The 17920-nt window shown below is 49.5% G+C and carries 15 protein-coding genes; 8 read left to right on the top strand and 7 right to left on the bottom strand.

The window, feature by feature from the left end; translation table 11 throughout:
* Positions 1-7: 7 nt before the first annotated feature.
* Both J7439_RS10700 and J7439_RS10695 read left to right on the top strand, forming a co-directional pair.
* A complete protein-coding gene (locus J7439_RS10700) occupies positions 8-1186 on the top strand; it encodes a pyridoxal-phosphate-dependent aminotransferase family protein (protein WP_209201803.1) in 1179 nt (392 codons plus the stop codon).
* A 164-nt stretch (positions 1187-1350) separates the two neighbouring features.
* The gene (locus J7439_RS10695) at positions 1351-2856 is read left to right on the top strand and encodes a CoA-acylating methylmalonate-semialdehyde dehydrogenase (protein ID WP_209201802.1); all 1506 of its coding nucleotides are present in this window, start codon (positions 1351-1353) and stop codon (positions 2854-2856) included.
* 83 nt (positions 2857-2939) lie between these two features.
* On the opposite strand, the gene J7439_RS10690 is transcribed toward J7439_RS10695, so the two are convergent.
* On the bottom strand, positions 2940-3212 hold the full coding sequence (locus J7439_RS10690) for a hypothetical protein (RefSeq protein WP_209201801.1): 273 nt from the start codon (positions 3210-3212) through the stop codon (positions 2940-2942).
* 215 nt (positions 3213-3427) lie between these two features.
* Between J7439_RS10690 and J7439_RS10685 the strand changes: the two genes are divergently transcribed.
* Positions 3428-4567 carry an RING finger protein gene (locus J7439_RS10685; RefSeq protein ID WP_209201800.1) on the top strand — a complete coding sequence of 380 codons (1140 nt, stop codon included), beginning with the start codon at positions 3428-3430 and terminating at the stop codon, positions 4565-4567.
* Positions 4568-4671: 104 nt separating this feature from the next.
* Positions 4672-6432, top strand: coding sequence for a mechanosensitive ion channel family protein (locus J7439_RS10680; protein WP_209201799.1), 1761 nt, complete (start codon positions 4672-4674; stop codon positions 6430-6432).
* A 237-nt stretch (positions 6433-6669) separates the two neighbouring features.
* Here the strand turns inward: J7439_RS10680 and J7439_RS10675 are convergent, their stop codons facing one another.
* Both J7439_RS10675 and J7439_RS10670 read right to left on the bottom strand, forming a co-directional pair.
* Positions 6670-7410: a UPF0149 family protein gene (locus J7439_RS10675; protein ID WP_209201798.1), complete on the bottom strand. Its 741-nt coding sequence runs from the start codon at positions 7408-7410 to the stop codon at positions 6670-6672.
* 252 nt (positions 7411-7662) lie between these two features.
* The gene (locus tag J7439_RS10670) at positions 7663-8652 is read right to left on the bottom strand and encodes a C2H2-type zinc finger protein (protein ID WP_209201797.1); all 990 of its coding nucleotides are present in this window, start codon (positions 8650-8652) and stop codon (positions 7663-7665) included.
* A gap of 331 nt (positions 8653-8983) precedes the next feature.
* On the opposite strand from J7439_RS10670, the gene nrdD reads away from it, so the two are divergent.
* The 3 genes from nrdD to J7439_RS10655 all read left to right on the top strand — a co-directional run bounded on the left by nrdD (position 8984) and on the right by J7439_RS10655 (position 13029).
* Positions 8984-11116, top strand: coding sequence for an anaerobic ribonucleoside-triphosphate reductase (nrdD, locus tag J7439_RS10665; RefSeq protein ID WP_209201796.1), 2133 nt, complete (start codon positions 8984-8986; stop codon positions 11114-11116).
* Between the two features lie 67 nt (positions 11117-11183).
* Positions 11184-11675: an anaerobic ribonucleoside-triphosphate reductase-activating protein gene (gene nrdG / locus J7439_RS10660; protein ID WP_209201795.1), complete on the top strand. Its 492-nt coding sequence runs from the start codon at positions 11184-11186 to the stop codon at positions 11673-11675.
* Positions 11676-11910: 235 nt separating this feature from the next.
* Positions 11911-13029: an Rcat domain-containing protein gene (locus tag J7439_RS10655; RefSeq protein ID WP_209201794.1), complete on the top strand. Its 1119-nt coding sequence runs from the start codon at positions 11911-11913 to the stop codon at positions 13027-13029.
* A 15-nt stretch (positions 13030-13044) separates the two neighbouring features.
* Here the strand turns inward: J7439_RS10655 and J7439_RS10650 are convergent, their stop codons facing one another.
* From J7439_RS10650 to glyA, 4 genes are all read right to left on the bottom strand, one after another.
* Positions 13045-13668: a LysE family translocator gene (locus tag J7439_RS10650; RefSeq protein WP_209201834.1), complete on the bottom strand. Its 624-nt coding sequence runs from the start codon at positions 13666-13668 to the stop codon at positions 13045-13047.
* Between the two features lie 48 nt (positions 13669-13716).
* Entirely contained in the window at positions 13717-14400 is a 684-nt protein-coding gene (locus J7439_RS10645; RefSeq protein WP_209201793.1) for a zinc metallopeptidase, read from the bottom strand.
* Positions 14401-14862: a transcriptional regulator NrdR gene (gene nrdR / locus J7439_RS10640; protein ID WP_101746570.1), complete on the bottom strand. Its 462-nt coding sequence runs from the start codon at positions 14860-14862 to the stop codon at positions 14401-14403.
* 262 nt (positions 14863-15124) lie between these two features.
* Positions 15125-16390 carry a serine hydroxymethyltransferase gene (glyA, locus tag J7439_RS10635; protein WP_209201792.1) on the bottom strand — a complete coding sequence of 422 codons (1266 nt, stop codon included), beginning with the start codon at positions 16388-16390 and terminating at the stop codon, positions 15125-15127.
* A gap of 523 nt (positions 16391-16913) precedes the next feature.
* On the opposite strand from glyA, the gene J7439_RS10630 reads away from it, so the two are divergent.
* Positions 16914-17900, top strand: a complete 987-nt coding sequence (locus J7439_RS10630) for an SET domain-containing protein (protein ID WP_209201791.1) — start codon at positions 16914-16916, stop codon at positions 17898-17900.
* Positions 17901-17920: the final 20 nt, after the last annotated feature.

The raw sequence follows: 17920 nt of genomic DNA, 5'->3' as shown, positions 1-17920 counted from the left end.
GGCAGTTATGACTATCACCCCTTTTCACCCCCCGAAACGCACCCTGATGGGCCCCGGCCCCTCAGATGTTCACCCCAGAATTACCGAAGCCCTGGCGCGACCCACCATTGGGCATCTGGACCCTGAGTTCATCCGGATGATGGATGAATTGAAATCACTGATTCAATATGCCTTCAAGACCAGCAACCAGCTGACACTGCCCATTTCCGCACCCGGTTCGGCAGGAATGGAAGCCTGTTTTGCCAACCTGGTCGAAGAAGGCGACAAGGTTATCGTATGTATAAACGGTGTCTTTGGCGGCCGGATGAAAGAAAACGTCATACGCATGGGCGGTACCGCGATTACCGTCGATTCTGACTGGGGGCGTGCGGTAGACCCGAAAGCCGTGGAAGAAACACTGAACGCCCACCCCGATGCCAAAGTTCTGGCTTTTGTTCATGCCGAGACCTCTACCGGCGCACGTTCGGATGCAAAAACACTCTGTCAGCTGGCCAGAAAGCATAATTGCCTGACCATTGTCGACACCGTAACCTCGCTGGCCGGTTCAGAGCTGGAAGTTGATGGGTGGGGAGTCGATGCCGTTTATTCCGGTTCCCAGAAGTGCCTGTCCTGTGTTCCCGGCTTGTCACCGGTCAGCTTCAGCGAAGCCGCTGTGGAGAAAATTCAGGCCAGAAAAACACCGGTACGCAGCTGGTTTCTCGATATGAACCTGGTTATGGGCTATTGGGGGGGGGATGGCAAAAGAGCCTATCATCATACGGCACCCGTCAACCAATTATACGCCTTGCACGAAGCGCTCTGCCTGTTGCAGGAAGAGGGGCTGGACAACAGCTGGCAGCGGCACCAGCGGCATCATCAGGCACTGGTTGCCGGACTGGCCGCCATGGGACTGGAAATGCTGGTTCCTGAAGAGGAGCGACTGGCCCAGCTGAATGCCGTGGTCATACCGGAAGGTGTCGATGACCTTGCGGTTCGACAGCAACTATTGGCGGAATATAACCTGGAGATTGGCGCGGGTCTCGGCGCGTTTGCCGGCAAAGTGTGGCGGATCGGCCTGATGGGGTATGCCGCTAATCAAACCAATGTATTGCACTGTCTCTCAGCGTTGGAATCTGCGCTGCTGAGACAAGGCCACAGGTTCACACCCGGCGAAGCGGTAAAGGCCGCTATCTCTGTTTATCAATAGAAAGAAAGGCTCAAATGGCAAACCCTTTGAGCCTGCCATTAAGATGTATTGGCTATATCCCCAAAGGAGCTGGAGTTGCTTCGCAGCCGCAAGAGCGCACAGTAACTCCAGATCCTCTGGGAAGGGAAAAGCACGCTTAATCATAAAATAAGACAGGTAATCCCATGCCCAATAGAATCCCCCTGTTTATTGATGGCGAATTCATCGCCAGTGAAAGCTCACAGTTTATTCCTGTCACCAACCCTGCAACCCAGGAACTACTGGCGGAACTGCCCTTTGCCACCGAAGCCGAAATGGAAAAAGCCGTGGCAAGTGCCAAAGCGGCCTTTAAGCAGTGGCGGGATGTCCCGGTATCGGACCGTGCTCGTCTGATGATGCGCTATGTTGCCCTGCTTAAAGAAAACCATGATGCCCTTGCAGAACTGGTTTCCCTGGATACCGGCAAAACGTTTGCTGATGCCAGGGGCGATGTATGGCGTGGCATTGAAGTGGTCGAACAGGCGGCCAATATCCCTTCAGCCATGATGGGTGAAACCGTTGAGAATGTGGCCAGCAATATCGACACCTGTAGCTATACCCAGCCCCTGGGCGTTTGTGTTGGTATCAGCCCATTTAACTTTCCGGCCATGATTCCACTGTGGATGTACCCTCTGGCGATTGCCGCAGGCAATACATTTATTCTGAAGCCCTCAGAGCAGGTACCGCTCACGGTGATGCGCCTGATTGAGCTGTTTGTGGCAGCGGGTGCTCCCAAGGGGGTACTGCAAGCCATTCATGGCGGTAAAGAGCAGGTAGACTACCTCCTGAATCACCCTGATACCAAAGCGGTGTCGTTTGTAGGCTCGGTACCTGTTGGTCAATACATCTACAAGACAGCCACCGCAAATATGAAGCGTGCACAGTGTATGGCGGGGGCGAAAAACCATATGGTGATCATGCCCGATGCCAACAAAGACCGGGTATTGAATGGTCTTGTTGGTGCATCCGTGGGGGCTGCCGGTCAACGCTGCATGGCCATCAGCGTGGCGGTGTTTGTCGGGGACAGTAAACACTGGATTGATGCGCTGAAAGACCAGCTATCCGTTGTTAAACCGGGTGCCTGGGACGACCCCAAAGCCGGCTACGGCCCAGTCATCTCCAAAACCGCCAAAAATCGTGTACTGGGGTTAATTGCCAAAGGCAGGGAAGAAGGAGCAACCTGCCTGCTGGACGGCAGTGACTGCACGGTTGCAGGACTTCCGGAAGGCAACTGGGTCGGGCCAACACTGTTTACCGATGTCACCACGGAGATGGCCATCTACCGGGAAGAGATCTTTGGCCCGGTGCTCTGCTGCATAACGGTGGATACACTGGCGGAAGCCATTGAGCTGATCAATGCCAACCCATACGGCAATGGCACATCAATCTTTACCAGCTCTGGTGCTGCTGCCCGTAAATACCAGCGTGACATTGAAGTGGGTCAGGTAGGTATTAATATTCCTATTCCTGTCCCCCTCCCCTTCTTCTCATTCACCGGCTGGAAAGGTTCGTTTATGGGTGACCTCCATGCCTATGGCAAGCAGGCGGTGCGTTTCTATACAGAAACGAAAACCGTGACCTCCCTCTGGAACTATGATGAAGAGGCGGTTAAACAAAGTGATCAGCCAAACCTGACAATCAATCTGAAATAACCATTCAAAGGCTGGCCTTTGCCAGCCTTATCCCATCCGGAGAAAAAGAATTTTTCTCAATTCTGGCAGTATTTGCAGGGATTCTATTCGGATGACAACCTTTTCAAGGCATTTTTAGTGCATTGACTGCATTCTTGCTCATGCTTTTTAAGCCGTGCTGTAAAATCGTTTTGCTGGTCAGGAGATAATGTTATTTCCTTAAGCATGGACAACATGGCGTGAGGAAGTTTCACATGTCCAATCCCCCTATTCATATGCCTGACATTTAAGGCAACCCCGGAACTACCACTACCAGCATTATCAGGAAAATAGCTTCCTTGGGTTACACGACAATCAGCAGCAAAGTTAGTATTCATTTTGTAAAACCTTTTATTCCTGAATTCATGATTATTAATTTGCTTTGATTTTTCTGTTTTGATGTTTCTATTGGGAAAATAAATTACGAAGATACTATCTCATTTTCAAACCTTAAATTATTATGTTTTGGCCAAAATGCAACATTTGAATATTTCTTTAAATTTGAACTTTCAGGATTAATCGCCGACGCCTGCAATCGATCAGGAGATTTTTTATGAATGTTTCGCAAATTTCACAACAACAAACATCATTGATTGATTTTATTTCCTCCACTACTGGCCAGCAAAAAGTACTCACATCCCTGGCCGGAACCGAAACCCTCAGAGCTATCCGGGCTGGTGCTCTAACGAGCCTGTCCTTTTATCAGTGTATTGTCTGCGCAGATGTACACAGCAAGCCTTTGCAAACAAGGTGCTGTGAGGCAGTCCTGTGTGCCTCATGCTACAACCAGCTGACAACCCCGAAAGTGTGCCCAATGGACAGAAAACCGTTAACCAACACCCCGAGTGGCGATCTTAAACCGATGGGTAGAATAGTGAACAACCAGATAGAACGCTTGTTGGAACACTTTACAGATATCGAGGCAACCGGCACCGATACCAGCAAAAGCGAGAAGCAACAGGCTGCATTGGCAGCACTGGAAAGTCGGCCCGCCAGTGGCACAGCAAGACATCAGCCCTCCCGTCCAGTGTCTTCCAGGGTAGACTTGAGCTCTGCGAGAGTAACTGGAACTATAATACCAATTTTTGGATATGGTGCTCTGCCAGATTTATTAGCCTCATCAGCAGGTACACGCCCATTGTCAAATAACAGCAATCCTCCAGATCCCTATGCCTCCGTTTCGCAACCCCTTCATCAGATCCCGATCAGCCTTCCCGTGTCTGGCCACCCTGATCAAGTCCGGGAGTATCCGCTTAATCAGATTAAGGGTCTTGATATTTTTACCAGGCAAGGCGATATAGTGCTTACTGAACAACATCCACAGCACCAAAATACCGTGTCAGTTACGGCATTAGCAAACCCGGAGATACTGGGTAACGGCTACCTTAAGATTGCCTCTCGCGGCATTGATAGTGATGTTACTGTCAAATTACCACAGGCGTTTGCTCAGCCTCTTAAAATCTTCAGCTTTAACGGGCATGTCACCACTGATAATGACTATCAGATCAAACATGGGGGATTAATCGCTTCGCAGGTGGGGAATATCCGTATCGCAGTTGATGGCACACGGGTAAAAGTTGAAACTATGGGACTTAATTGTGAAGTGACTGTTGCCAACCATGACGAACCTCTCGGACAAAGAACCAGGCTATCCGTGAGAGCCTTGTGTGGCAAAATAAATGTAACCGACTGATCAGGCTTTGTACGCAGGACATAGAATCCCGTTCCCGTTCAAGCCTGAGAAACAATCAACACCTAAACCGGAACAGAAACTGATGTTCCTTTCGGAGACTTCCGATGTTCAGAAACCTTGTCTGGATATTACTGTTTTTTTCCTTCAACGCCTTTACAGACACCACCGGCAACATCGCTCCCCAGCCACCGTTACCAACTGAGCTGATTGATGCTCATGCTGCGGTAATAAAGGATATTAAAGCCACCGGCACGCGTGTGCTCCAAATGGAAGCCAGCTGGAAGACAACCACATCCGAAATGGGCCGCGACCTGATTCAGCAACAGATCGTCTCTGATATTCGCACGACCACTCAACGGGTAAATAATTTCCTGGACCAGGTTAAGGTCGTTAATACAACAGCAGCCGTACAACTGGGCGAGGAGGTGGTGAACGCAGAAAATCGCTTTTTTGAAGCCCGACTGACCCCCGCCTCATCCGACCTGCGTAAAATGTTTGAACAATACGAACAGGCTGAAACCGATGAACAATTGCTGGTGCTGTTCAATATCAATGACTTTTACGCCTATATCAACTGGCTACAGAGCGAAAGGCTGGATAACCTGAATTTACTGAAAAGCTGGCAGGTTGATACCACCGCATTACAGCAGAAGCTTGACCATGAGATCACTCGCTATGCCGAGTTTATGGCTACCTACCTGCGCAACAATAACCGTCAGAAAGAGCTGTTGCAGACCGAGCTTAAATCCCTTCCTGCTGATGCCCGCAGCTCTCTGGAAAGCAAAATTGCCAACCAGGATCGCCTGGTGCGCAGCGCGGTCGCTAACCTGAGGCAGATCGTAATGATGATGGAAGAACAGGGGCTGCCGGTGGATCATTACAATGAACTGATCTTCAAGGCAACCGGCAATCTGGCCGAAGCCGTGGTTAACTTTGATACGCTGCGTGCGGTAATTGTCGGGCTATGGGACGACCTGACGCACTGGTTCAAAGCCAATCTGGGCGGCATCCTCTCCCGCCTGTTCCTGTTTGCCGCCCTGATGGCGGCAGCCATAGTGTTAGCGCGTCTGGTTCGGCGGGGAATATCCCGTGCCGTCACCCATAAAAAAGCCCGTTTCAGTACACTGGTTCAGGAATTTTTTATCAATGTCGGTGGTAACCTGGTGATCATCTTTGGCCTCCTGTTCGCCCTGGCACAGGTGGGTCTGGACCTGACACCGGTACTGACCGGTCTCGGTGTTGCCGGTATTGTCATCGGTTTTGCCCTGCAGGATACCCTGTCCAACTTCGCCTCCGGAATGATGATCCTGATCTACCGCCCTTTTGATGTGGGTGACTTTGTTGAGGCCGGCGGTGTTGCCGGTAAAGTCGGCAAGATGAGCCTGGTCAACACCACCATTCGCACCTTCGATAACCAGGTCTTTATGGTGCCTAATGCCAAGATCTGGGGAGAAACCATCAAAAACATCACCTCGGAACGAATCCGCCGGGTGGATATGGTCTTCGGGGTTGCCTACGGCGACAATGTTGAGCAGGTAGAAGGGATTCTCGAAGATATTGTCAGCAGCCATCCGAAAATCCTGAAAACGCCAGAGCATTTGATTCGTCTGCATGTGCTCAATGAGTCATCCGTGGATTTTGTCGTTCGTCCCTGGGTAAAAACAGACGACTACTGGGATGTGTACTGGGATATTACCCGTGAAGTAAAAGTCCGGTTTGACCGGGAAGGCATCACCATTCCATTCCCGCAGCGGGAACTGCACTTTTATAAAGCACCAGCCGAACTACCGGGCGAGCGGGTAACCGTGCAACGATCAGATATCGGGCTGCGCACGGTGGGTGAAGGGGAAGACGGACGTACTTAAAAGACTTTTTTTGCACCACAAATACTCATGACGATTGTTCGTCACCTTCTGGTATGAAAGATTTGCCACGGAGGCACGGAGACACAGAGGTAAAACTTTATCTTGTCTCCGTGCCTCTGTGTCTCCGTGGCAATTTTTCTTTCACGGCAAAGAAGCGCAAAGGTAAGAGCGAAGCTCTTACCATCAAAGCGCCTTTACTTTGTGTCTTGGTGACTTTGTGGTTAACAGATCTTTCTTTTAACCCTTTTCACAGCACTTTTTGTGCTTTTTGCCGCTGCCACATGGGCACGGGTCATTGCGGCCAACTTTGGTCACCTTTACCGGAGCGGGCTTTTCCAGGGACTTTTGCCAGATCTCGCGAATATCGTGACACATCACCGCCATTTCCCGGGCAACCGCTGGCATTGCCTGCAGCATCTTATTCACATCCGGGCCATCTTTCTTTTTGGCTTTTTCCAGCAGGCTGTCTGCACGACTCCAGACGTTCAGCAGCACCATGCAGCTGGACCAGGACTCTTCCATAGGCTGAACCCCGGGATGCTTCAGTACCTGGGTCCAGACATCCATCAGCAATTGACAACCCTGCCCATAACCTGTCGCCCATTCCTGCAGGCGGGAAAATTCTGAACAATGAACATCTTCAGCCCGGCACTCTTCCGGCAGTACCTCAAAACCACCTGTGATGGTCTTTCTGGTTTTATCCAGCAGGTTAAACAGGATATGGCGGATATCATCTTCCTGCTGTGGGGATTCAAACTCTGGTGTTTTGGTCGCCAGCGCCAGGGTCATCCAACGATCCGGCGGAACATTAACCGGTGAGTTGGCAATGGCAAACATCAGGCCTTTGATGGCTGGCAGCGTCATAACCTGACCGCTTTTCCCCCCAGGGCGTGATGCCAGATAGGCAGATAATACGGTTTCCTGCTGCTGATCAAACTCGTCATTGGCCAAGGATGCTTTTCCAGAACTAACGCTCAATTCAATCTCCTCTCTCCATTACAGGACAGATACAAAAAAAGGCGCAAATCATCGCATCATCAACAGAGTCCATCAATATCCCTGCCACAAAGATAACGTAAATTTTATAATTGTTTTCATAAACGACTAATTACCCTGTTTGCTCTTTCCGGGGCGGCCAGTAAAACAATGATATTAACCCTCCCGGATAACCGACAGTTCTCCGTAATTTTTGACCGATCTAACGGGGCTCCCGGATAGGCAAAGCAGGTTTTACCGTTTGCCTGCCAGAGGACAGCGACCAGTATTTCCTGATGGTTTGGTTGATGACAGTTGAGCCTGTTTCTGCAAATGGCGTTTAGTTTTCTGGTGCCTTATTAGATAAGCTTTTAGTGCAAAGCTCTTTTCGCACACCTCACACTTAAAGGCCTTCTCACCGGTATGTGTGCTTTTATGTTTTAACAGGCTAGTGGCGAGTCTGAAGCTCTTATCGCAAACCTTGCACTTATAGGGCCTCTCACCGGTATGTTTGCGGGTATGGTTTGTCAGGCTAGTGGCTATACTGAAGCTCATTTTGCACACCTCACACTTATAGGGCTTCTCGCCGGTATGTATGCGGATATGTTTTTTCAGGTCACTTCTGTGGAGAAATCTCTTGTCACAATTATCGCACTTATAGGGCCTTTGGCCATTATGGGTGCGGGCATGTACTTTCAGGTTACTGCCTCGACTGAAGTTCTTTTTGCATACCTTACACTTATAGGGCTTTTCGCCATTGTGTACACGGATGTGTCTTGCCAGATTTTTCTTTCGATCAAAGCGCTTCTCACATTTATTACACTGAAAAGACTTCATGACAGTGCGCAAGACCTTTGTTGAATTTTCTATCTGAGCACCCGGTTCATTCATTTTTATTTCTGTGAAAATATCACCATCTCCGGATTTATCACAATTTTCGAGGTGCGAAGATAGTGGACGTTTATTTCCTTCGGTATCTGCGGACGTATGGTAAAGAACATCAGGTTCAGGAATCTTCTCCATTTTTGGCCAAATGGGCGAATCAAAAACACCATTTTGTTCTATCATTTCGGCCATTTCGGCGACGGCGACATGGCAAGAATCAGACGATTCAACTGTTTTAACTTTTTTGTCATAAAAAAGTCCATTTTTTATACTATTTTCTTTTAAATCACATGTTGTTGTTTCAGTGAGCCAGTCAAAAGTATCAGGGGGAAAAAAAAGGTAATTAGGAAATAGGTCCATTTTTGGAACTTTACTACTAAATTGTTTTCGTTAATTTTTTTTAGACCACTTTTCCAAGAAAAAATTCCTTCATTCCAAATTTTTAAACATTTGTCACAACCACACAGTATGTGAGACTTTCCCTGTCAGTAACTCCTGACTTCCGAATGAAAACCGTGCTTTCCCCAGCAGATTTACGTTTTGTCAATATTGCAGAATCAAACAGTTTAGTAGATCATAGCCGCCGCAAAACACCACATATAGTGCCAACCAGGCATGCATACCACCACCTGTAGATATTCCATCCGAAAAGGCGCAATATCTCATTACTTTATTTGTCCGGAGATCCACCATGACTGAGATCATCAAACGCGATGGCTCACGCCAGCCTTTTGATGCACCACGCATCGTAAAAGCCGTTGCCAGCGCCCTCAATGATGCTCAGATCAAAGACCATGACTTTGCTGAGTACGTTGCGAAAAAAGTAGCCAGCACCGTGGAAGGTCTGGAACTGGTGGATATCTATGATATTCAGGATCAGGTAGAGCACCTGATGATGAGCAGCGAATACCATAACGCTGCCCGCAAATACATTGAGTATCGTCAGACCCGGGATATTGAACGTGAGTCGCGTAATGCCCTGAGCCGGGACATTCTGAGCATTATCAACCAGGATAATGAAGAGCTGCTCAACGAAAACGCCAACAAGGACAGCAAAATTATCCCCACCCAGCGGGACCTTCTGGCCGGTGTTGTCGCCAGGCACTATGCCAGGCAGCATATTCTGCCAAAGCACATTACCGCTGCCCATGACCGTGGTGAAATCCATTACCATGACCTGGACTACGCGCCCTTCTTCCCGATGTTCAACTGCATGTTGATCGACATTGAAGGGATGATGACCAACGGTTTCCGCATGGGTAATGCGGAAATTGAAACGCCCAAATCAATCACTACCGCAGCGGCCATCACAGCCCAGATCATTGCCCAGGTTTCCAGCCATATCTATGGCGGTACCAGCATCAATGAGATTGACCGTATTCACGCACCTTACGTACGCAAAACCTTTGAAAAGCACCTGCAGCAAGGCATGCGCTGGATCCGTGATGAAGAAAAAGCCCGTGAATACGCCATGGAAATGACCGAAAAGGATTGCTACGACGCCTACCAGGCACTGGAGTATGAGGTAAATACCCTGCACACCGCCAATGGTCAAACGCCGTTTGTCACCTTTGGCTTTGGTCTGGGTACCAGTTGGGAAGAGCGGATGGTGCAGCAGTCCATTCTGAAAAACCGGATTCGTGGCCTGGGCAGAAACTGCAAGACACCGGTCTTTCCAAAGCTGGTCTTTGCCATCAAAAAAGGGGTGAACTTCAGCCCTGAAGATCCGAACTACGATATCAAGCAACTGGCACTGGAGTGTGCCAGCAAGCGGATGTACCCGGACATTCTCAACTATGACAAGCTGGTTGAAGTGACCGGCAGCTTTAAAACACCTATGGGCTGTCGTTCATTCCTGGGTGTTTATGAAGAAGACGGCAAGATGATTCACGATGGCCGTAATAACCTGGGGGTCGTCTCTCTCAACCTGCCCCGCATAGCGATTGAAAGCAAAGGCAGTGAAGAGACCTTCTACCAACTGCTGGAACAGCGTCTGCAGCTGGCGAAAGAAGCCCTGATGACCCGTATACAACGTCTGGATAGTGTCCGTGCACGGGTAGCGCCGATTCTCTATGTGGAAGGTGCCTGCGGTATTCGCCTGAAGCCCGATGACAAGATCAGCGATATTTTCAAAAATGGTCGCGCCTCCATCTCGCTTGGCTACATCGGTATCCATGAGACGATCATTGCCCTCTATGGTGGCAAAAATGGTTCTGGTGATCTTTACGACAGTGAAGAGCTGCGCCAGAAAGCCGTTGCCATTGTTGAAACGATGCGTGCAGCGGTGAATAAGTGGAAACAGGAAACCGGCTACGGTTTCAGCCTCTACTCAACCCCAAGCGAAAGCCTGTGTGACCGTTTCTGCCGCCTGGACAAAAAGAAATTTGGTGTTATTGAAGGCGTGACTGAAAAAGGCTACTACACCAACTCTTTCCATCTGGATGTGGAAAAGAAGGTCAACCCATACGACAAGGTCGACTTTGAACAGGTATACCCCAAACACGCCAGCGGTGGCTTCATCTGCTACGGTGAGTACCCGAACATGGTCAACAACCTGAAGGCACTGGAAAACGTTTGGGACTACACCTACGACAAGGTCCCATACTACGGCACCAATACACCCAATGACTCTTGCTACAGCTGTGATTATGAAGGTGAGTTCAATGCCACCAGCCGTGGTTTTGAATGCCCACAGTGCAAAAACCGCGACTCCGACAAGATGTCCGTAACCCGTCGTGTTTGTGGTTACCTGGGCCAACCCAACAGCCGACCGTTTATTAAAGGTAAGCAGGAAGAAGTGGTTCGTCGGGTGAAGCACCTCTGATACGGCTGCTTATTCCCACGCTCTGCGTGGGAATAAGCACCACAGGTACCATGGAAACGCAAAGAGCATGAACTATCTCCAGTACTATCCAATCGATGTGGTCAATGGTGAAGGCACCCGCTGCACCCTGTTTGTCAGTGGCTGTGAACACCACTGCAAAGGCTGCCATAACGCCACCACCTGGGATGCCCGCAAGGGAACCGCTTTTGACCAGGCCATGGAAGACCGGATTATTGCCGACCTGGGGGATTCCCGCATCAAGCGCGATGGGCTGTCGCTGTCCGGCGGAGACCCTCTGTTTCCCGGCAATCTATCCGGCATGCTGAAGCTGGTTCAGCGGGTAAAAGCCGAATATCCGCAGAAAAATATCTGGCTCTGGACTGGCTACACGCTGGAAGAACTCAGCCAGGCTCAACAGGACGTTGTGCAATACATTGATGTGCTGATTGATGGACGCTTTGAACTGGATAAGAGAGATCTGTCACTGCCCTGGCGGGGCAGCAGCAATCAAAGAATAATTAATATCAATATTACTATTACTCCGAGACAGATTACTTAAAAAAAATGGAACTTTGGGATCAAAATTTAGTCTAAAGAAAGTAAATCAAGAGTTTAAATATCTAAATATGATTCCCGATTCCACTTTAAACATCGCTTCTAACAATACTGCTTCTAACAATATTGGACAATCTGATGAAGGCTCGAATACTGATGCCCTGGCTTCATGGCTGGATCGTACTTTACAGTCCGTTTTAGAGGCTGATCCCAGCATACCCAGAACTATAACTTATGAAGTGAGAGCAACTGATGGTGCCTACCTGCGCGGAACCCGCCATTTATTAAATCCTGTTGCTCCCATTCCAGAATCTACTGCTGCACAAAACCCGGAACCTGTTTTACAACAAGAAACGTCGGATGCAAGTGAGACTCAACCACCCACCGATGCAAAATGTTCTGTCTGCCTGAGTGATTTTCAAAATGCACCAGAAGCAGCATTTATCTCCGGATGTGAAACACCAACGTGGATTCACTCTGACTGCCTGTCACAGCACACTCAATATCGAATCGCAGACCCCATAACAAATGATGAAATACATGGGGTTGGCATAGCTTGCCCAACGTGCGATTCATCCAAGCACCACTCCATACCCGTCAACAAGCTTGCTCCACAGATATCATCCCCGGAATGTTTGCAGATGCTGCAAGATTTCCACCTGCAATCACAACTCCGGATTTTTGCCCGGGATCCGTTTTCCCCATTGCTTGGCCCTGTAGTGACAAAAAATGCTACATGCCGAGACTGCAATGAACAGTATTTTGTCAACCTGAGAGAGCCTGAACAGGCTGTAATCAGCTGCTCTGGTCAAATTTACAGACGCAATATTGGTTTCGTACCCTGTACTCGCAAGTTTTGCGCAAGCTGTGAAGAAAAGCCCCATTTCAATAAGAGTTGTGATGAAGCACATATCATAAGTCAGGAGCAGCGGCTTTCTGATTTGAATGCAAAACTGCAGGTTTACCAGATGGCCAAAGCGGATGACAGTAGATTCAGGCCATGCCCGAAATGCGATAACCTTATTGAGAGATCAGCAGGCTGTAATCACATTCGACGGTCAGGCCATCATGCAAATGAAAATATACCCGCAGATGCCAGTTTTTGTGACCATGACATTTGCTTTGAATGCCTTAAAGATTGGGAAGAAGCAGAAAGTATACAAAAACGAGGCATCTTCAGAGTAAAGCACCATAATTATGTTCAGTGTAATGATACCAGGAACCGTCAACGTCTTTACGCCAGAAAAATTGCTGATTTAAAACAAGACATTCGAATCCTGAGGGAGGAGAACCCCACAACCCCCTTCCACAGATTAACCAGATTTTTCTCTGGCAACAGATCCTCCGCTGGCAATTGATTTATTGTGCCAGATTCAACCAAACGCCAGCCAGATACCAACCCCCATCATCAGAGAACCGGCAATCCGGTTCAACACCCGGACATTACCGCTTTTCTGCAGAAAATGTCGCAGCGTTCTGCCACCAGCTGCGTATATATTAAGGCAGATAAATTCAATAACCAGAATAATGGCCACCAGAATAATCAGCTGTGGAGTCAGCGGCTGATCTGCTGAAATAAAGGGTGGTAGCAATGAGATAAAGAATGCCCATCCTTTGGGATTCGCTACCGCAGTGAAAAACCCCTGAACCATAAGCTCTCTGATACCGGTCTCTTTTGGTTGCAGCCCCTCATGGGGAATGGCCATTTTCCCCCTGGACAGCCACATCTGCCCCCCGAGATAAAACAGATACAAGCCCCCCAGCCATTTAAACACCGTGAAAGCGGCTGGATAGTTCAGCATCACCGCAGCCACGCCGAGCACAGCAAGCACGGCAATAAGCCCAACGCCAAACAGTTCTCCCAGCATCATCCACAGCGCCCGGCGAACACCCACGGTCATACCCAGCGTCATGGCCAGGGTCATGCACATGCCCGGGGTGGCAGACACAAAGAAAAACGTAGGAACAAAAAGAACCAACAGGGATAAACTGACCATATTTAACTCAATTCCAAAGGCATCCATTTGCCCAACTACTTATTATCGTTATCGCCTTAAAATAGCTATCCATCGTCCGATATTCAGCAAGCTTGCCAGTGCCGCAGCAACATAGGTCATTGCCGCGGCTTTCAGGACCTTTCTGGCCCCCGGTAGATCGTCTCTGGCAAGATACCCTTCCTCCAGAATCGGCAGGGCCTTGTTAAAACTGGCATCCATCTCAATGGGCAGGTTCATCAATTGCACCCAGAGTGAGGCAACCATCCCGGAAGCGCCCAATAGCAAAGTGATCAGAGTACTCTGGGGAAGCCGGGTGAATAAGAAGATAAAAGGTGTCACCATCAGGGCCATAACGCTGAACCGCTCAATCATCATGGCCATTTTTACCCGCTTCTGCCGACGCATAAACCCGGGGTGCTGCTCCTGATGCTGCAAGGCATGGCTGACTTCATGGGCAGCAACGGCAACAGCAGCGATGGTCTTCCCCCGATAGTGCCATGAGGAGAGCGAAACCACCCGGTTTTCCGGATCATAATAATCCTCCCCATCCTGACCTTCACGAACGGATACACCATCCAATTGGAATCGTTCAATCAGGTGCTGTGCCAGCTCGCCGCCGGTGCCCTGAAGATCCGGTCGGTCTTTGCCATATTTACGGAACGTGTGCCTGACCCAGAACTGAGGCCCGAAAACCAGGATCAGAATCGCCAGCAATAACAGAATCAGAGGCATTTAATCCCGATCCTCGGTCTCCAGTCGGTCGATCTCTTCCCGAAACTCATTCAGATCCTTGAAATGACGATAGACGGAAGCAAAACGGATATAGGCCACTTCATCCAGCTGCTTTAATTCGCGCATAACCTCTTCACCCAGAATCCGGGAACTGACTTCCCTCTCACCCATGGCCCGCAGGCGATGAGTAATGCGGCTTACCGCTTCTTCAAGCTGCTCAACGCCTACCGGCCTTTTTTCCAGGGCACGGGACATGCCCGCCCGCAGCTTGTCTTCATTAAAGGGTTCACGGGTACCATCCCGTTTTACCAGCCTTGGCATTAGCAGTTCTGCTGTTTCATAACTGGTGAAACGTTCAATGCAGGACAGGCATTCGCGACGCCTGCGCACCTGGCTGCCTTCTGCAACCAGACGCGAGTCGATCACTTTTGTTTCAGCAGCACCACAGAATGGACAATGCATTGAGCAAGTTAATCCTTGAGTTTTTGAGGGGATCAGGGGACACCATTTGCTATATGTCCCAAAGCAATGATAACCAGCTGCGGTTTTATTACAAGTTCCCGGTTTCTACCCGTATATCAGAGCCCGAAGCAGTTTCAGCGACTGAAGCACTCAACGGAGAAAGCCGCTTTTTAACCTCAGGACCTCTATTGCGATCTATAAAAAAAGCCGCTGACCTTGCACTCATTCAAGGCACAGCGGCTTTCTGTTACCACCCAAACTGTTACTTGTAAACCGGAAGACGAGAACAGATTTCCAGCACTTTGGCTTTCACTTCGGCTTCCACCTGTGCATCACCGGAACCATCGCCCAGGGCGTCCAGGACATCGCAGATCCAGCCAGCCAGAGCGGCAGAGTCTTCTTCATTAAAGCCGCGACGGGTAATAGCCGGAGTACCGATACGAAGGCCACTGGTTACGAAAGGTGAACGAGGGTCATTAGGCACCGCGTTCTTGTTCACCGTGATATTGGCACGGCCAAGGGCTGCCTCGGCATCTTTACCGGTGTATTCCTTACCGATCAGATCCATCAGGAACAGGTGGTCATCGGTCCCGCCGGAAACGATATTGATACCCCGCTCCATCATCACCCGGGTCATGGCCCGGGCATTCTCGACCACCTGGGCCTGATAAGTCTTGAACTCATCGGACATCGCTTCTTTGAAGCAGACAGCCTTGGCAGCAATCACATGGCACAGAGGACCGCCCTGGGATTCAGGGAAGACGGCAAAATTCAGTTTCTTGTTCAGCTCTTCATCTTCAGCGGCCAGAATCAAACCACCGCGCGGTCCACCCAGGGTTTTGTGAGTGGTGGTGGTGACCACATCAGCAATACCCACTGGCGAAGGATAAACGCCCGCAGCCACCAGCCCGGCAACATGAGCCATGTCAACCAGGAAGTAAGCACCGACCTTATCGGCAATATCCCGAAAACGCTGCCAGTCAACAATTCTGGAGTAGGCAGAAAAGCCACCAATAATAAGTTTGGGTTTATGCTCCAGGGCAAGGCGCTCAACTTCTTCGTAATCCAACTCACCGGTATCAGGTGTAATGCCGTACTGCACTGCATTATAGATTCGGCCGGAGGAGCTGACGCTGGCACCGTGGGTAAGGTGGCCACCATGGGCCAGACTCATGCCAAGAATCGTATCACCGGGCTTCAGCAGCGCCATGAATACCGCCGAGTTGGCCTGGGAACCCGAGTGCGGCTGAACGTTGGCGTAGCCTGCGCCAAACAGTGCCTTGGCACGATCAATGGCCAGCTGCTCAACCACATCAACGTGCTCACAGCCGCCGTAGTAACGTTTGCCGGGATAGCCTTCAGCGTATTTATTGGTCAGCGCACTGCCCTGAGCTTCCATAACTCTTGGACTGGCATAGTTCTCGGAAGCGATCAGCTCGATATGCTCTTCCTGACGCAGGGTTTCCGCATCAATAGCCGCCTTCAGCTCCGGATCAAATTCAGCGATGGTCATGTCCTTTGTGAACATTCATTACCTCGGTTGCCTGTTAACAGCCCGCCGAGGAGACTGTCGGACTTAAGACTGTCCTACTGCGGTTGCGATAAATTGGTCTAAAAATTCCTGCTTCTTCGTCAAATAGCCCCGCTATTCTCCTCAGAAGCAGAAATTTTTATCCTCAATTTCTCGCAATCCTCGCTACGGACGCTTAAGTCCGACAGGCTCCAAGAGGCTGTGAAATGCCTGGATATTGGTGGTGAGACGCTATTCTAATACAGCCCGGAGGAAATCGGCAGTAAAAACCACTCAATGTCCATGATGAATACCCTGTTTAACGCCTCTTTTACGCAAAGACAGGCTCAAAGGATTTTTGGCTCAGGGATGGCTCAGACGCCGTGCATTCAACCCGCTTCCGGGACTGCGTTTGAGCAACAACGTTCCCCCCCTGACAGATAATCCAGCGAAATAATAAAAAAATGCTGACAAACAGTTTTGAACCAGCAGTTAACTTCTCTGTCGAATAGATCCAACTTTTCAAAAAACACGCCACAACATGATACCAGCAATCTGTTCACCCAAAAGGACTGAACCACCCGTTGAACCCCCTGCACTTCACCGTTTTGGCATTGATCCCGGAGCCAGAAAGCACTGCTTCAACCGGTCAGTTGCTGAAGAGCCTCCTCATGAAAAATTGATGCGTGATGAGATTCTGGATGATTTACAAACCATCCGGAGCGTCAGATCAATTACTACTGTCAATGCGACAGAACTCACGTTATTTCAAAATAAAGAGACGATTACCAGAATACAAAAGCTGAGAGACATGACCAGTCTTGCCTTACTGCGGTTACAAGAAACAGAAAACACGCAGGAGGCTGCATTTACTGCCCCGGAGTCACCTGTCTCGTTGCTTTCCCATGAAGCCGGGCCCGCTGAGGGTTCCGACCACGGCAATCACCGCAGACTCAGGGCACATATCCAGGCCAGCAGTCAAGGCGTCGTCCACGGCACCGGCGTTGTAGCCAAAAAGCAGTTTAAAAAAGGTGAATTCATCTCTCTGTATCATGGCCCACTGATATACCGCATAAGAAGCCGAAAGTCGGGCCAGCGGCAAAAATTCAATGTATTCAAACTGGAACAGGGCAAAAAAGGGCCTGTTCCGCGATTTATGGAGAAAGATACTTTTGCTGCCTGGTCTGGTATTTTTCTCAAGTATTCCGGAACGCCCGGCATTGAGATTGGCCGTGATGCTGTCGGCCCCATTCGATATCTGAACCACTCCAAAAATGCCAATGTAAGAGTCATCTCGCCCCGGGTAGTGAGAAGATTGCCAGTTAATGAATGCGAGCAGGTTCTGTTAAAGGTTAATGCCCTGAAAGACATTGCCCCCGGAGAAGAACTGCTATTCGATTACGATCCGGACCTTGAAGAGTCAGAGATTGACTTTACGCTATCAACAGTAGAAAAACCCGGGAAAAATAGGGCTATAGCCATTCATAATGCCGTCAGGAAAATTCATCAAAAAACGATAGCAAGCTGAATGTGTGGTACTGGCAACAG

The sequence above is a fragment of the Salinisphaera sp. G21_0 genome (genome assembly GCF_017744115.1).
Classification (GTDB): Bacteria; Pseudomonadota; Gammaproteobacteria; order Pseudomonadales; family Endozoicomonadaceae; genus Endozoicomonas.
Note: the sequence above shows the minus strand (reverse complement) of the source record. Positions and strands in the feature narration are given on the sequence as shown.

Bases quoted from the DNA above. Each gene is read 5' to 3' on its own strand.
- J7439_RS10645 (WP_209201793.1), bottom strand. From the start codon at position 14,400: ATGCCTCTGATTCTGTTATTGCTGGCGATTCTGATCCTGGTTTTCGGG.
- nrdD (WP_209201796.1), top strand. From the start codon at position 8,984: ATGACTGAGATCATCAAACGCGATGGCTCACGCCAGCCTTTTGATGCA.
- nrdR (WP_101746570.1), bottom strand. From the start codon at position 14,862: ATGCATTGTCCATTCTGTGGTGCTGCTGAAACAAAAGTGATCGACTCG.
- J7439_RS10630 (WP_209201791.1), top strand. From the start codon at position 16,914: ATGATACCAGCAATCTGTTCACCCAAAAGGACTGAACCACCCGTTGAA.
- J7439_RS10695 (WP_209201802.1), top strand. From the start codon at position 1,351: ATGCCCAATAGAATCCCCCTGTTTATTGATGGCGAATTCATCGCCAGT.
- J7439_RS10700 (WP_209201803.1), top strand. From the start codon at position 8: ATGACTATCACCCCTTTTCACCCCCCGAAACGCACCCTGATGGGCCCC.
- J7439_RS10650 (WP_209201834.1), bottom strand. From the start codon at position 13,668: ATGGTCAGTTTATCCCTGTTGGTTCTTTTTGTTCCTACGTTTTTCTTT.
- J7439_RS10680 (WP_209201799.1), top strand. From the start codon at position 4,672: ATGTTCAGAAACCTTGTCTGGATATTACTGTTTTTTTCCTTCAACGCC.
- J7439_RS10690 (WP_209201801.1), bottom strand. From the start codon at position 3,212: ATGAATACTAACTTTGCTGCTGATTGTCGTGTAACCCAAGGAAGCTAT.
- nrdG (WP_209201795.1), top strand. From the start codon at position 11,184: ATGAACTATCTCCAGTACTATCCAATCGATGTGGTCAATGGTGAAGGC.
- glyA (WP_209201792.1), bottom strand. From the start codon at position 16,390: ATGTTCACAAAGGACATGACCATCGCTGAATTTGATCCGGAGCTGAAG.
- J7439_RS10685 (WP_209201800.1), top strand. From the start codon at position 3,428: ATGAATGTTTCGCAAATTTCACAACAACAAACATCATTGATTGATTTT.
- J7439_RS10670 (WP_209201797.1), bottom strand. From the start codon at position 8,652: ATGGACCTATTTCCTAATTACCTTTTTTTTCCCCCTGATACTTTTGAC.